The 15,703-nt window shown below is 39.1% G+C and carries 12 protein-coding genes; 5 read left to right on the top strand and 7 right to left on the bottom strand.

Annotated elements, in window-relative coordinates; all coding sequences use genetic code 11:
* Positions 1–49 precede the first annotated feature (49 nt).
* The 5 genes from B050_RS0113100 to B050_RS0113080 all read right to left on the bottom strand — a co-directional run bounded on the left by B050_RS0113100 (position 50) and on the right by B050_RS0113080 (position 7,213).
* On the bottom strand, positions 50–1,585 hold the full coding sequence (locus B050_RS0113100; protein WP_026235862.1) for an MATE family efflux transporter: 1,536 nt from the start codon (positions 1,583–1,585) through the stop codon (positions 50–52).
* Positions 1,586–1,625: 40 nt separating this feature from the next.
* On the bottom strand, positions 1,626–2,912 hold the full coding sequence (locus B050_RS0113095; RefSeq protein ID WP_018474385.1) for a hypothetical protein: 1,287 nt from the start codon (positions 2,910–2,912) through the stop codon (positions 1,626–1,628).
* The gene (locus B050_RS0113090) at positions 2,909–3,829 is read right to left on the bottom strand and encodes a glycosyltransferase family 2 protein (RefSeq protein WP_018474384.1); all 921 of its coding nucleotides are present in this window, start codon (positions 3,827–3,829) and stop codon (positions 2,909–2,911) included. Before B050_RS0113090 ends, B050_RS0113095 begins: the two co-directional genes overlap by 4 nt.
* Before the next feature lie 213 nt (positions 3,830–4,042).
* The gene (locus B050_RS0113085; protein ID WP_018474383.1) at positions 4,043–6,460 is read right to left on the bottom strand and encodes a GumC family protein; all 2,418 of its coding nucleotides are present in this window, start codon (positions 6,458–6,460) and stop codon (positions 4,043–4,045) included.
* A gap of 15 nt (positions 6,461–6,475) precedes the next feature.
* Positions 6,476–7,213 carry a polysaccharide biosynthesis/export family protein gene (locus B050_RS0113080; protein WP_018474382.1) on the bottom strand — a complete coding sequence of 246 codons (738 nt, stop codon included), beginning with the start codon at positions 7,211–7,213 and terminating at the stop codon, positions 6,476–6,478.
* Positions 7,214–7,567: 354 nt separating this feature from the next.
* On the opposite strand from B050_RS0113080, the gene B050_RS0113075 reads away from it, so the two are divergent.
* The gene (locus B050_RS0113075; protein WP_018474381.1) at positions 7,568–8,050 is read left to right on the top strand and encodes a deoxycytidylate deaminase; all 483 of its coding nucleotides are present in this window, start codon (positions 7,568–7,570) and stop codon (positions 8,048–8,050) included.
* A 205-nt stretch (positions 8,051–8,255) separates the two neighbouring features.
* Here the strand turns inward: B050_RS0113075 and murB are convergent, their stop codons facing one another.
* Positions 8,256–9,305, bottom strand: a complete 1,050-nt coding sequence (murB, locus tag B050_RS0113070) for a UDP-N-acetylmuramate dehydrogenase (RefSeq protein ID WP_262485350.1) — start codon at positions 9,303–9,305, stop codon at positions 8,256–8,258.
* A gap of 111 nt (positions 9,306–9,416) precedes the next feature.
* Between murB and B050_RS0113065 the strand changes: the two genes are divergently transcribed.
* The 4 genes from B050_RS0113065 (at position 9,417) to B050_RS0113050 (ending at position 13,851) form a co-directional block, all read left to right on the top strand.
* The gene (locus B050_RS0113065; protein ID WP_018474379.1) at positions 9,417–10,361 is read left to right on the top strand and encodes a succinylglutamate desuccinylase/aspartoacylase family protein; all 945 of its coding nucleotides are present in this window, start codon (positions 9,417–9,419) and stop codon (positions 10,359–10,361) included.
* A 456-nt stretch (positions 10,362–10,817) separates the two neighbouring features.
* Entirely contained in the window at positions 10,818–11,960 is a 1,143-nt protein-coding gene (gene egtB / locus B050_RS0113060) for an ergothioneine biosynthesis protein EgtB (protein ID WP_018474378.1), read from the top strand.
* 15 nt (positions 11,961–11,975) lie between these two features.
* On the top strand, positions 11,976–12,941 hold the full coding sequence (gene egtD / locus B050_RS0113055) for an L-histidine N(alpha)-methyltransferase (RefSeq protein WP_018474377.1): 966 nt from the start codon (positions 11,976–11,978) through the stop codon (positions 12,939–12,941).
* An 82-nt stretch (positions 12,942–13,023) separates the two neighbouring features.
* On the top strand, positions 13,024–13,851 hold the full coding sequence (locus B050_RS0113050; protein ID WP_018474376.1) for a tRNA pseudouridine synthase A: 828 nt from the start codon (positions 13,024–13,026) through the stop codon (positions 13,849–13,851).
* 87 nt (positions 13,852–13,938) lie between these two features.
* Here B050_RS0113050 and B050_RS0113045 read toward each other — a convergent pair whose 3' ends face one another.
* Positions 13,939–15,666 (bottom strand): phospho-sugar mutase, encoded by a 1,728-nt coding sequence (locus B050_RS0113045; protein ID WP_018474375.1) that lies wholly within the window; start codon positions 15,664–15,666, stop codon positions 13,939–13,941.
* Between the last annotated feature and the right edge of the window lie 37 nt (positions 15,667–15,703).

Raw genomic sequence — 15,703 nt, 5'->3', positions numbered from 1 at the left:
TGGTTAAAAAAGACAAGTCTTATGGAATAGGTTTATTTTGTGTCCATCATCAAGCTGCAATAATTTTACTTTTAATTAGTAATTTTTGAAATAGTTGTTTTAACATTTGCTTCTCCTGATCCAATAAGCCAAAACCGTAAATGGTTAGCGAAAAGGTTATTGCAGAACATATTCCTGTAAACAAGAACCTATAATTAAAATCAAGGAAGTGAGTGGTCAAATAGCAAGTCAGTATTATGGTAGAAATAGGAATGATCTCTTTTAGTATTACATTATTGAGGTATTCTTTGATATTCAGATTAGCCATTTTATTAGCCACAAATAGTCTCAACGAGCAGGCAAGAAACTCAATCACAACATAGCTTATAAGTACTGCATAGGGTTCCATTCCTCCTTTTAATAAAAAGTAGGCAATAGGAAGGTTCAATAGAAGTATTCCGCCCACCAGTATTTGATAAACTTTTATTTTTCCAGTGGCCTGTAATGCTGATTGCAGACCAATAGTTAATTGATTAGTTAGACTAGCTATCAAAACCAATTGACAAAATATAATCGTGTATTCCGGGACATTCCCCAACCACACCTTAAGTATGCTATCCATTTCAAAAATCACGGGTATTGCGAAGAAACTTAATAGGAACAAGCCAAATTTACTTGCGATCATAGATAGTCTCAACATACGTTTTCTATCACCTGCCCCTTCACTTTTCATGATTTGTGGATTCAAGGCTTTAAGCATAGTGTTGGAGAAGAACAATAGTTGGGCTCCCACCTGGTTTGCTATCCCGTAAGCCGCATTTACTACTGTGCCAAAGAAAAGGTTGAGTATTAGAGCAAGGCCCTGAGTTCTTCCAAGGCTGCATAGGGAGCCAAACAAGTTCCAACCTGCAAATGATCCTATGTCTTTTAGGAAGGAAATATTAGGGTTGAACAATCCTTTAAGATTACATTCCGGATACTTTTTCAAGCAATAAACTGCAAATAATGCAAATGTGATTACGGCAATTATTGCAGTTAAAAATCCATATATAAGCAATTTGTCATAGGCAATAATATACAATAGAAGAGCGATGGCAAATTTCAATAAAGTCTGAATGATATTTACAATTGCAATCCAAAGCATATTTTCATTTGATGATAATACGCCATTGAATGGAACCGCCAGGATGGTAAATAATACAGTGAAAGACATGAAATGATAAATACTCTTAGCTGTGGAGATTCTATCAGCTGGAATATTCAGGAAGCCATCAAATAGGAAAAGCCCCGCAATTTCCAATATTATCACGATGAATGTACCAATAGCCATATGCAAAAACAGACTATTAGAAAATACCTCCTGCTGCTTACTTAGATCTTTTCGGCCCTGATTATAAGATAGGTACCGTTGGGTGGAGATAGACATTGCTGTATTTAAAAATGACAGCATAACTATAACTCCAGAAACAAGGTTGAAAATACCGTAATCGACGCTCCCTAATGCATTTAATACTAGTCTGGTAGAATACAATGTCACCCCCATCGTGAGGAACATTCTGAAGTATAAAATTAAGGTGTTAAATGCAACTCTATTTGATGCGTTCATTTGAGAGATATTGTTTGCTTGAAAGGATAGGAAGTGATGATCAGGTCGTTGGAGTTTGAACTATGCGTTGGTGCATAGGTATTCCTTTCCGCTTCTGTACAATAGTTTGAGTACGTTTCTTAGAACGAGAGTATTTTGTACCACTTAGCAATAGAATAAGTAATGGCCCAAAAGTAAATGTACCTATAAATCTTCCTGGTATAAGGACGATAAGTAACATGATGAGTAGTGGGTAATAGATCATCTTGTTTTCTGAGGCGATCTTGCTATTATCTGCAATGAAATAAGTGATAAAGAATAATAGGAAGAGGGTTAAACCAATTAAGCCAGTACTGTAGATAATCATATTTATATCACTATGAATAGGACGCCCATATCCAAAATACCTGATTCCAAAATCCGTGGTATCAAATAGTTGGACTCCAAAAAACACCTGTTTGGGATCATTTTCATTTTCAAAATGCTGTATCATAAATAGAACCTCCTGATACCGAGGCTCGGTGTCTTCGTAGCTTCCTACATCCTGAATTCGTTCTCGTTCAGCAAGTTGAGCCTGTAACTGGCCTTCATATAGGGGATAGGCCAGGATCATTATCCCAACTAAGATTACAAAGACCGTAGCTAATTTGAATATAACCTTTCCGTTAATCACTGCATATAATATGATGGCAAATGCTAGCATACCTACAGAGGTCCTACGGGTGATTACCATTAGGTTAATGATATTCAAGGTGATGAAGGTGATGTCCACTGTTTTAAGAAACAGGCTATTTTTTTTGCTGTTAAGGACGTAGTGAACTCCCATAAAAATAACTATTGGAGCGATATACATCCTGGAAGTATCTAGAAACCCAGTGGTAAAACTACTTGAATAGGAGTCACCCACACGGAATATATTAGCATATGCAATATAAATTGGTATTGCAATTAACATAAAACGATTGAAAGGCTCAAATTCGGTAATGAACTGACGTTGCGTTCCGAAATATCTCCCTACAATAACCATTGAAAGAGTAATGATAACTGCAAAGGTGGTCTTTGCCGACAGGATTAAATGACCGTGATTGAATATTACTAGGGCAATCAAGTAAGCTGATAAAAGGAAGAAGATACCATCTTTTGCTTTTATAGCCTTATTTGCTATGATATAAGCAATCACCATTATTAATGGCAATACATAACGGATGGCTGCAAAAACTTTTAAGTCCTTGTAAAAACCATCAAACATATCAAATAGAAGATAGAATACCATTAAGGCATATATAAAATTCTTTTGATCATAAATGAAATAGCCAATTAATATTAATGCTATGAGAATAATTATCATGATCCAGAATAATTTGATTTCGAAGCGGCTTTTTTATAACCTAAGATTATTTTTTTAATAAAATTTGGAGTTCTATTAAGGTAAAATAAAAGTTTCCAATCGTGATTGACGTCAGTGTATTGATTGACATATTTAAAATCTTTTTCGATCTGCTTACTTATATCAGTATGACCACCCCACGAATACCTTTTTCCTTTTAGAATAGCTTTCATGGCAATGTATTTATTGACATAAGGCTGATCCTCTGTATACAGATGCTGCCAAGTTTCCTTGCAGGTATCTCTTTTGCCTCGACGGCTAATGATGGAAATATCTTCCTTTTGATAAATACTTAAATTTTCAGGCAAGAAAGCTACAGGATACTTAAGCGCAATTTTGGCCCAGGTATAATCATCTTCACCACTAACCATGCCTACAGGAAATCCCCCGACAACCTCAAAAACTTCTTTTCTTACTATAGTAGAAGATGTCCAGGCAATCGGGAACCTAAGACAATGTTTGAAATAATTATCTAAAATTCCTCTTTCGATATTTAATTCCATATCTAATTGCTCTCCATTGTAAATAGTACAATGGTAGCAAGTAAACATGCCTGCCTGAGGGTAATCATTTATAAGCTTAGACATTTCAGATAAATAGTTTGGTTTCCATTTATCATCTGCATCCATAAAAGCTATATATGGAAATTCCGACTTTGCTATTCCGTAATTCCGAGCGGAAGAAACTCCTCCATTTTCTTTTTCGAATATTTTTATTCGACTATCATTAATTCCTTTAACTATATCTAAGCTACTATCCGTGCTACCATCATTAACAATGACGACTTCGAAATCAGCATTTTCTTGTGCTAATACAGAAGCCAGTGTATCTGCTACACTATCTTCCTTATTATATAAAGGGATGACTACGCTAAACATTGCTATTCCGTCTGTTGGTTTTATTAAAAATTACTTGCAATCAATTCCGTCTGAATACAGCTTCGCCCCGTCAGTCCCAAGGCAGAAACTTATCATCCATATATTTAGGATCCATCCACCAGTTCTATATAAAACTGGTGGATGAATTGGTTTAGGTATTTGGGGTAGGGTCAATTGACTAAGCAAAAAAGATTGGTGATTCCATTGAGGTGTTTAGACTGCTGCCTGGCCTCGACCACCTTTGAACAGCTTGCTGATTACGCCGCCTTTGGCTTTGTCATCAGAATAATAGCCATAGCCATAGCCTCCATAATTCAGGTCCTTGGAAGGCACATCATTAAATACGGTATAGACGTTTTTGAAGCCTTTGCCTTCTTTGAGGTAGTTGATGTCCTCAATAAAGGATAACTTACTGTAATTGTGACGTACTACACAAAGGGTAACTTTTGCCAACTTCAAGATCGATAGGGTCTCACTTGTAAGCCCAATCGGAGGTGTATCAAAGATAATGACATCGTAATTATCCTTCAATTTCTCAATCAATTCCTCAAAGCGATCACTAATCAAAAGCTCTGCAGGGTTTGGAGGAGTAGGTCCAGCAGCGATGAGATCCAGGTTAGGATAGCTGCTTTTCTGAATGATCGCATTCAAATCATTTACCTGGCGGCTCAAGTAGGTGCTCAAGCCTACCGCATTGGTTAATTTGAAATCGTCATACAATTTCGGCTTATGAAGATCACAGCCTACAAGCACAGTTCTCTTTTCACTAATAGCATAGGCTGATGCTAAGTTCATAGAAGTGAAGGATTTACCTTCTCCTGCGATCGTAGAAGTTACAGCTATAGTGATTTTTTCTTCTTTCGGTACAATGAACGTAAGGTTAGTTCTAAGCGCTCTAAATGCCTCCGCAATCGCTGATTTGTTCTTGCTTACTACAATTAAATTTTTCTTAGTTCTATTGTGGCCAATGGATGTTAGAACTGGATTGTTTAGTTTCGATTCTAGTTCTTTTTTATTTTTAACCTTATTATTAGAGAAAATTATTATACTAATAATGATTAAGGGTAGAATAAAACCTAAAGCCACTGCTACGATATAGTTGGTAAGCGGTTTTAGCTTAAGGGGAAGGTAATTAGGGATTGCCTCCTCCATAATCTTATCCGGCGGGCTAGTGGAGACCATAGAAATGGCTGCTTCAGCTCTACGTTGCATTAAGAAGGTATAGATATTCTCATTAAGAGTAAATGACCTCTGAATTCTAAGGAGATCTTGCTCCGTGCTAGGCAGTTTTCTGAAATCAGTTTCAAGAGAGCCTAGTCTCTTCTTAAGATTTGCTAAAGTTCTGTCGGAATTATCGATTGTATTAGATAATACTTCATTGATAGACTTATTCAAGTCGCCAATCTTCTTACTAACTTCCTTAACCCTTGGGGAAGAAGCAGTTTGAGTGGCTAAGTATTGGGATCTTTCTGCTTGGAGCAATATTAAATCTTCTATTAATCGATTTAAAACTGCATCTTCAATTCCTATTCCTGAAGGAAGAACAATATCATTATAGTCTTCTGATCCTACATAAACCTTAAGGTTCTTATAGTACTCGTTCTTGAATTGCTCCTGTGATAATTGGGTCTCCAAATTAGAGATGTTGGTGAAAATTGAGCTCCCCTCACTACCAATATCATAAGTTTTATTTTTACTTCTAAACTCTTGAAGTTTACTCTCAATTATTGATAGGGTATCAGAAACGCCAGATATTTGTCTATCTATAAAATCAACCGTTTTTCTCGCCTGAGCATTTTTCTCTGCCAGCATCTCATCAAGAAATGTTGCAAGCAAAGTGTTGAGATAATCAGTTCCTTTATTTGGAACTGTAGTAGTCAATGAAATATTTAAGATAGAGCTTATCGCATCTACAGGAGTAATGGCTAGATTATCAGAAGTGTACTGACTGATTAAGCTCGCTCTATTTCTGATAATTATTTTTAATTCCCCTGGACTCTGGATATCCTCTGCAGTTATCCTGAATTTTCCATATGGATTTTCAACCCACTGACCAAACTTATAGGCTTTGTCCCTGTAATTTGGCAATTCGATAGGGTTAAGCTTAGTAGTTTCAGGACTATACATAGTATATTCTTCATCTATAAAAGACAAAGTATAGGTCTGATCATCCTTCCAATTTATCTCAAAATAGTTTTCAGTAATTTGAGCGTGATCCCAATCTACTTCTACCTTTACAGGACTGCTATTATAAAGCTCGATATCCTTGAATGCCCCTGGCTCGTAGTATTCTACTTCGAGATTAAGTTTATCCAAGACAGTATTAGCTAAAGACCTGGACTTAATTCGGTGACCTTCGTTTGCCATTTTGTTAACTAATGGCTTATTCATCGTCTGAGGTAGATCAGTCAGGTTTAGTATATTCCCTGAATCATCATGTTCAATTACAAGTTTACTCTCCACCTTATATTCATAAGGTTGACTTAGATTGTAAAAATAGGCAGCCACCCCAAATACTAAAATCGATAATAACAGGTAGGGCCAAAATTTAATGTATTTGAAAATCAGCTCTTTAAAGTCGTAGCTGTCGGAGCTGTCTTCCTTGTAGTGTTCAAATTCGTTGTTGCTCATTTCTAAAGTCTTTAATTAATTATTGGAGGCGTTGTAAATAAGGACTCCTAAGGTCAAGGTAGTAACTAACAACTGGAAGGTCTGTATGAAGGTTGCTCCAGTTCCTAGCTCTCTTACTTTCATAGGGGCCGCATAAATGAGATCATTTGGGCGTAAAAAGTAGATATCTGATTCCATGATTTTCTCATCCAAAAGATTTACTTTGAATACTCTAGAACCTTCCGGATACTGTCTTACTACTGTTACCTCATGACGGTTAGCCACGATATTCATTTCACCTGCATTAGCAATAGCTTCAAAAATCGTCACCCGATTTTGTAGAATTGTGTATTTGCCAGGTCTGTTAAATTCTCCCAATGCACTATATCGTAGTCCACCAAGCCTAACTCTTACAAAATAATCTGATGTAGAGTTTACATAATTTTCAACCTCTTTTTCAACCAGGACTTTTACTTCGTCGATGGTAAGGCCTACCACTTTTACTTCTCCTATCACAGGAAGTTCGATATATCCACCGTCATCTACTGTATAGCCTGTCATATAATATATATCACCTCCATCAGCCATTCCTCCTCGCATTACACTGCTGGAGCTGTTTTTGTCAGAATCACTGAATAATAAATTCAGCTCTTCACTAGTAGTCCTGATGTTCACATCCAAGACATCATTCAATTGGAGAGTGTAATCTACATATTGGTGTACTTTTAGCTCTCCTGCGGTCGCTACTAACTCGTCAGAATCTTGCTCCTGCATGTATATCAACTTCTTGTTGGATATACAGCTGAAAGAAAGCCATGACATAATGCAGAAAATTGTACAAGTGCGTAAATGTTTCATTGTGTTTAGGTTGGATAAAATCAATAAAAGTCTGTTCCGTTATCAATGCTTAAAGGTAAAAAAAAAATATCCTATTAAACAATTTTAAATCAAAAAAAATGAAGTTTATATACATAAAAAAGTTGAAGATTGCTTCTGGGCTCTTTTTGAACGCATTTTATTGCATTTCATATTTGACCTAGAATAGGCCTTAAAACTACATTTTTACCCCTTTTTCTTAAGGTGCTCTGTTTTCTTATGTACATTTATAGCCGGAAACACGATATGATAATGGAAAGACCAGACTTTGATGATATTTTTATGGAATTGGCAATAAATCTTGCCAAACGCTCTCATTGTATCAAAAAGCATGTAGGAGCAGTATTGACCAAAGAAACTCGAATAATATCCATAGGCTATAATGGTCCCCCTCCCGGAACTCATAATTGTGATGAGGAGTTTCCAGAAACTGGCTGTAGTAGAGATAGTAAAGGTAGCTGTTCTTTGGCACTTCATGCAGAACAAAATGCAATATTATATGCCGTAAAGAATAATGCCTCCGTAGAAGGCTCTACCCTCTATGTGACTCTTGCTCCTTGCCTTGCCTGTGCCAGGATAATCTATAGCATGGGCGTCTCCAAGGTTATCTATATGTATTCCTACGCCGAATACAAAGGTCTGCCATTCGATGAAGGCGTGGACTTCCTGGACAGATTTGGAGTTATGGTGGAGAAGTATCAAAAAGAAATTTCCTTCGATGATGCTCTGATCTGAAACTATACATTATATATATAGTATAGAATTAAATTTCATCACAAATCGATTTTGCGTAAATCAGTCCATAAAACTTAAAAAAAGCACACTGTATATATAGTGTGCTTTTTTTATATGGCTCCTCTTTAGCGCTATTTTTTATACCTTATATATAGGTGTGGTTTTGAAATGGAAGATAGGTGTGGTTTTGAAATGGAAGATCGCATCAAATGAAGTTTACTTCGGGGAACAGGTTTATTCCAAATTTACTTGAAATATCGGACTGTATATTTTCTGCCAAGGTCTTGATGGCTAGCCCATCTCCATCGCCATAGTTTACCAGTACCAAAGGCTGATTTTTATGTACCCCAATTTCCCCAAAGGTCCGGCCTTTCCATCCTGCTTGTTCAATGAGCCATGCCGCAGGGATTTTGACCCCATCGGTCTGGGGATATCCAGGCACATCAGGGTATGCGTCCTGCAGTTGCTTAAATTGGTCGGCGCTTAACACAGGGTTTTTAAAAAAGCTTCCTGCATTGCCGATAACCTTAGGATCAGGGAGTTTACTTTGGCGAATCGCTATCACCGCATCGCTAATGGCTTTGATGGTGAAATCCCCTGACTGAATGCCTCGACTTTCCAGCGTCTGCTGGATCGCTCCATAGCTCACTTTAAATTGAGGCTTTTTGGTGAGTTTATAGCTTACTGAAGTGATGACATACTGGTCTTTTAGGTCGTTTTTGAAAATGCTCTCGCGATAGCCAAAATGACATTGCTCCCCAGTAAATACCTCTTCCTCTAAAGTATGTCGATTGATAGCGCTAAGCTGCTCGAATACATCCTTTATCTCTACGCCATAGGCCCCGATGTTTTGGAGGGGAGAGGCTCCCACCGTGCCCGGGATAAGGGATAGATTTTCGATTCCTGCCCAGTTGTTCGTTATGGCATGTAATACGAAGTCATGCCATACTTCTCCTGCACCCACCTTGACCCATATATGATCATCGGTCTCATCCGTAACTTCAATTCCTTTGATAGTTACCTTGATGACCATGGCTTGCACATCCTTGGTCAGGAGAATATTACTCCCACCTCCTAGGATAAAAACCGGACTTTCATTGTTTTTAGCGATTTGAAGTGCTTTTATAACCTCCTCAGGTGTTCTCGCTTCCACAAATAATTTAGCCGATTTATCGATTTGAAAGGTATTATAAGGCTTTAAAGAAATGTTTTCTTGTATATTCATGGATGCAAATGCGTAAGATGAAGGATTCATCTCCCTTTCTTTGGTGCTTGGATTAGTTGTAAATCCTACAACTTATAGTTGCGAAATAAGGAAGAAATTTGATGAATTGAAAACTATTATTTAAACAAAACAACGGAATAAATGAAAGAGATGGTCATAAATGGCGTGAAAGTTCGCCCAGGACAATCCCTCAATATCGATATCGCCATTGCACGATTGCCTACTCATACCTTGATCGACCTGCCTGTGTTTATCCACAGAGCCAAGGAAGATGGACCTGTAGTGCTGATTAGCGGTGGTGTGCATGGTGATGAAATCAATGGAGTGGTTGCGGTAAAAAGGATGTTGGAGGAAAATATGTTTACTCCAGTTCGCGGGACCATCATATATATTCCCCTAGTCAATGTGTATGGATTCCTGAGCAATAGCCGAACTTTTCCCGATGGAAGAGACCTAAATCGAAGTTTTCCGGGGAATAATAAAGGCTCCCTGGCGAGTCAAATTGCTCAAATTATTACCACACAAATCATTCCCCTGATAGATTATGGAATTGATATCCATACTGGTGGGCGCATGTTGGCCAATTATCCTCAGATAAGAGTCGATTTTAAAGATAAAGTTGGGCTTGAAATAGCCAAGGCTTTTGGAAGTCGCTTTATTATCCACTCTCCACATATCGATAGATCCTTCCGAAAAGAGGCTTATAAATCAGATAAGCATATTCTAGTCTATGAAGGTGGGGAATCCATGCGGCTAGATGGGCATTCCATCGAAGAAGCCATTGATGGGACTCGTAGATTATTGGTGCATTTGGGAATCTGTGAAGGCATGGTCGAACCGCAGGAGTCGATCACCATCGTGGAAAGTGCCTGGACCCGAGCCAGGGTTTCCGGTATCTTTACGCCAGCCGTATTACCGGGAGACCAGGTGAAAAGAGGCCAGATCTTAGCCAAGATATCCGACCCTTATGGGCAAGTAAAAGTACCCGTAAAAAGCAATGCAAATGGATACATCGTGGGCCTTAATAATTCCCCCGTGGTCAATGCTGGAGATGCACTGATACATATTGGGAAAGTAAAAATATAAGCTTATCCAGACTATTAAGGGGGTATAATCCATCCTCCTTTTTGTCTTATTTGCTACTGACAGAAGCTCCTAAGCATCCATTAGCCTGCTGATCGAAGTGTTCTGCTAATGGATGGCTTGTGGTTTTTAGGTGTTGTATGTTGTTTTTTTGATGGTTTTGTGATATTATTTTGATTAATGAAGCTTTGATACTGATTTCCCGGCTCAGTAAACATTTACTTCTTTTTCAGGTTTAAATTTAATATTCCCAAATCTTGTGCAGGTCAAAATGGACTTAGCGTGGATTCACTTTATCACATCCAATTATAAGCCAGGTGGGTCTCCATTTGCTAATTACTTAAAATTGTTTGCCAATGTAAATTATGCATGATATTTTGAGTCTATTATAATGTTTAGCTGATCGCACCTACATAAATATTCGTGCTTTAGGCATTATTATTGTTATTTCAAGCAACTATGATTTTTAACCAGTATAAGGAAATTAGGGAGCGAAGTGTATCGCTTTGTGCAGATCTGGATCCAGAGGATTATGTTATTCAGGCGGCCGAGCATGTGAGCCCAGCGAAATGGCATTTGGCACATACCACATGGTTTTTTGAGACTTTTATACTCAAAAAGTTCAAGGAAAATTACCAGGAATATCATGCTGATTTTAGCTTCTTATTCAACAGTTATTATAATGCGGTAGGGGAAAGAACCGCCCGAAACCAACGTGGACTTATGACCCGACCCACCGTCAAAGAAATCTTAGCTTATCGGTCTTTTGTCGATAAACAGATGTATGCCTTGCTTCAGGAAAGTACCGTTTCTGAAATGATCGATACGGTTGTCCTAGGTCTTAATCATGAGCAGCAGCATCAGGAGCTTATGCTTACTGACTTGAAATATAATCTTTCCTTCAACCCGCTGCGGCCCTCAGTGATGGAAATTAATGAATATCCTGGCCAAAATCCTTCAGAATGGTTAGATATTGCTGAAGGGATATATGAAATAGGCTTCGAAGGTGATGGGTTTTCCTTTGACAATGAAGCGACAAAACACAAGGTGTATCTGCAAGAATATTCCATCGCCAGCCAGCTGGTGACCAATGGAGAATACTTGGAATTTATAAATCATGGAGGCTATGCTGATCCTCAATATTGGCATTCTGACGGCTGGACCTGGGTGGAAGCGGAAGGCATAAAGTGTCCGGATTATTGGGAGCAGAAGGAGGGAAGCTGGTTTTATTATACCTTGGATGGTATGAAAGAAATTGATCTTGACGCTCCTGTCGCCCATGTCTCTTTCTATGAAGCGGCTGCCTATGCTGAATGGATGAACCTAAGGCTTCCGACAGAAGCTGAATGGGAAACCGCCGCAGAGAAATTTGACTGGGGGAATCGTTGGGAATGGACCAATTCAGCCTATTTGCCTTATCCGGGTTTTGCCAAGGCTCCAGGAGCTATAGGCGAGTATAATGGCAAGTTTATGGTCAATCAAATGGTCCTGCGTGGGAGTTCAATAGCTACTTCCCCGGGACATAGTCGAGCGACTTATAGGAATTTTTTCCACCCTCACTATAGATGGCAGTTTACTGGAATTAGACTTTGTAAAAAATAATAGCGCTTTAAGGATATGGAATACGCATTTAAACTAGATACAGAGTTTGCCCATGATATCAAAGCTGGGCTTGGAGCTTCACAGAAATGGATTTCTTCCAAATATTTCTATGACGAAATTGGGGATAAACTATTCCAGGACATCATGAATCTCCCTGAATATTATCTTACTCGGAAGGAATTTTCCGTTTTGACAGAGCATACTTCCGCCATGCTAGGATCCCTGATCGAGACTGGGGAGAAATTTAATATGGTGGAGCTAGGGGCTGGAGATGGTCTAAAAACAAAAATTCTCATTAAATACCTTGCTAAGCAATCCTTTCCATTTCGTTATTTCCCGATAGATATCTCCTCCTCGGTGCTTAGGCATTTGGAGCATGACCTGTTGTCCAACTTTAAGGATATCGAGGTGAGGCCCGTGGCCAGCACCTATGTGAATGCGCTAAAAGACTGCGTATGGAAGAATGGAGCAAGAAACCTCATGCTTTTTTTGGGGGGCAATATTGGTAATTTCCCAGAAAAAGATGCGGTAGTATTACTCAAACAAGTAGCCTCTTCCCTAAATCCTGGAGATCTTTTATTGATTGGTTTTGATCTTAAAAAGGATCCGAAAATTATCCTGGATGCCTATAATGATGCTACTGGAGTAACCAAAGCCTTTAATTTAAATGTGTTAGAGAGAATAAATAAGGTCTTTGGCGCGGATTTTAAGGTGGACCAATTTAAGCATTGGCCTACCTATGATCCGGTGTCTGGAGAGTGTAGAAGCTATCTTATTAGCATGGAGGACCAGATGGTGCAGATCCCTGCTTTGGATATGGAGGTTAGGTTTAAGAAGTCTGAGGCCATCCATACTGAGGTGTCCAAAAAATATAACCATGAAGAACTAGAGCAGCTAGCTGAAAAAGCTGGCTTTAAAATTTCCCGTCATTTTGAGGATGGTGAGCATTATTTTACCGACAGCCTTTGGGAAGTGGTGTGATCTCCACTCAACAAAAGGATAGGCGGTAGCGAGCTAATTTCGGAGTAATTGGCCTTTAAGGTTGCTATTTATTTTAAGACTAATGAAATTCGGGATTGGAAGTATTCCTTACCACGAGAAAAACATTATGAATAGCAAACCCTTTCGGTATTTGTTCGGCGTGCAATATCTAGGTTATAAGTATCATGGCTGGCAGGTTCAGCCTGGTGTGAAGACCATACAAGGTCTGCTCAATCGCTGCTTCAGTTCCTGGCTGGATGCCGCTAATTTTTCCATTTTAGGTGCCGGTCGAACTGATGCAGGAGTGTCTTGTGAGCATGGATATTTTGAATTATGCTCTGCCAGGGAGATCGATATGGATCGCGTCCTTGAGGAGATGAATAGCTATCTTCCAGTGGATATCAAATTGCTATCGGTCAAGCCTTCACCTTCCCATTTTAATATAATTCAAGATGTAAAGGGAAAAGAATACCGATATTATTTTTCATATGGCAAGAAGCCCCACCCCTTTTCTTCCCCTTATCTGGTGGTTTTCCCTGAGGTACTGAATTTAGAAGTCATGAAGCTGGGGGCTGAACTGTTTGTAGGAAGTTCAAATTTTCAAAATTTCTGCACCAAACCCAAGGAGATCAGTGACTTTCAGCGCGATATAGACTCCTGTGGTCTTGAGGTAGTAGGGGAGGCTAGACCCGAATGGCAAATTGATCAGCCGGTATATTGTTTTTCTGTACGAGGAAAGGGTTTTTTGAGAAACCAAGTGAGGCTTATGATGGGGGCTCTGGTGGATCTGGGACGTGGAGAATTGGATTTAGCTAATTTCCAAAAAGCTATTAATGGAGAATTACCACCCGGACCTATTTGTCATAAGGCTCCAGCGGAAGGCTTGGTATTATATGAGGTTTGGTTTTAAAAAAGTCGTCCCAGGATATTTGCTAAACAAAAAAAAAGCGGACTCTCCATAGGTTAGTCCGCTTTATGATCCTTTAAAAGGTTTTTATCACCCAAAGAATTTCTTAAGGTTCTCTATTTTTTCTGTTAAAGAAGCTTCTACGGCTTCATACGCGCCACGATTAGGAAGTTTTTCGTTTACAGAAATATAGTATTTAATTTTTGGTTCGGTGCCAGAAGGTCTTGCGGATATTTTGCTACCGTCTTCTAGATAGAACTGAATGACATTAGATTTGTCCATGTCGAGGGTTTCTTCGGTGCCATTTACGATATCGTAAATTTTACTTTCCTTGACATCGATGACCTTCACCACTTTAGTACCGTTAATAGACACTGGACGATTGGTGCGGAATCCATGCATTAATTGCTGAATTTGCTCTGCGCCATCTTTACCTTTTTTAGTTACAGATATAAGCGACTCTTTATAGAAGCCATATTGCTCATACACCTCCGCCAATACATCGAATAGGGTCATGCCCTTTTCTTTATAGTAAGCGACCACTTCAGCGACCATGGCGCAGGCTGATACGCCATCTTTGTCACGCACGGCATCACCTACCAAGTATCCGTAGCTTTCCTCACCACCGGCGATAAATTGCTTTTTACCTTCTAGGTCGCGGATGATAGCTGCTATATTCTTGAACCCAGTAAGTACTCGATAGCAAGGAATGCCAAATCCTTTACAGATTTCTTCAATCAGCTCGGTGGTTACAATGGTGTTTACCATGAATTGGTTTCCTGTAAACTGACCTTTTTCTCTCCACTGATTGAGGAGATAATAGGTTAGGATGGTACCTGTTTGATTTCCATTAAGCAATTCATAACCGCCTTTTCCATCAGGAATAGCCGCTGCGTATCGGTCACCGTCAGGATCACAGGCCAATACCAAGTCAGCATTTACTTCTTTAGCCAGGTTGATGGACATGGATAGCGCTTCAGCTTCCTCAGGATTCGGGTAGATTACCGTAGGGAAATTACCGTCCGGCTCAGCTTGCTCCTTTACAATATGGATGTTTTCGAAGCCAAAAGTCCTCATCGCGGCAGGAACCATTTTTCCTGAAGCTCCATGAATGGGGGAGAAGACAATACTCATGTCCTTTTGGTTTAGAATAGCCTCGGGAGATAAGCTGAATTTTTTGATGTCGTTTAGGTAACTGAGGTCCATTTCCTCTCCTATATATTCAATGAGAGCTGGGTTTTTGTCCCATTTCACATCATCTATAGACTTGATTTTTTGGACTTCTAGGATGATATTATTATCATGAGGAGCTACGATCTGGCCACCATCATCCCAATAGGCCTTATAGCCATTGTATTCTTTAGGATTATGAGAGGCAGTAATCATGACCCCACTTTTGCAGCCATAGTGCCGGATAGCATAGGACAGCATTGGAGTAGGACGCATCTCCTTGAAGTATTTTACTTTGATCCCATTGGCGGAAAGTACATTGGCTGTAGTATCTGCAAATAGGGTGTTATTGATTCGAGAATCATGAGTGATCGCTACTTTGATATCTTCACCAGGGAAGCATTGCAGCAGGTAATTTGCCAAGCCTTGTGTGGCCATACCAATGGTGTAGACGTTCATCCTATTGGACCCAATGCCCATGATGCCTCTTAACCCACCGGTACCGAATTCCAGATCTTTGTAAAAACAATCGATTAGCTCAGTAGAGTCGGGTGAGTCTATCAGCGCTTGAATCTGTAGTTTACTGTCTTGATCGATGTTACTGTTTAGCCACGATTGGGCTTTGCTATTAATAGTTGAATCTGTCATTTTCAATAAAAAGCTAAATATGAAAATCTAATTTAAG

The organism is Echinicola pacifica DSM 19836 (assembly GCF_000373245.1).
In the GTDB taxonomy this organism is placed as follows: domain Bacteria; phylum Bacteroidota; class Bacteroidia; order Cytophagales; family Cyclobacteriaceae; genus Echinicola; species Echinicola pacifica.
The sequence above is the reverse complement of the archived record's forward strand: the minus strand, read 5'-3'. Positions and strand labels throughout refer to the sequence as shown.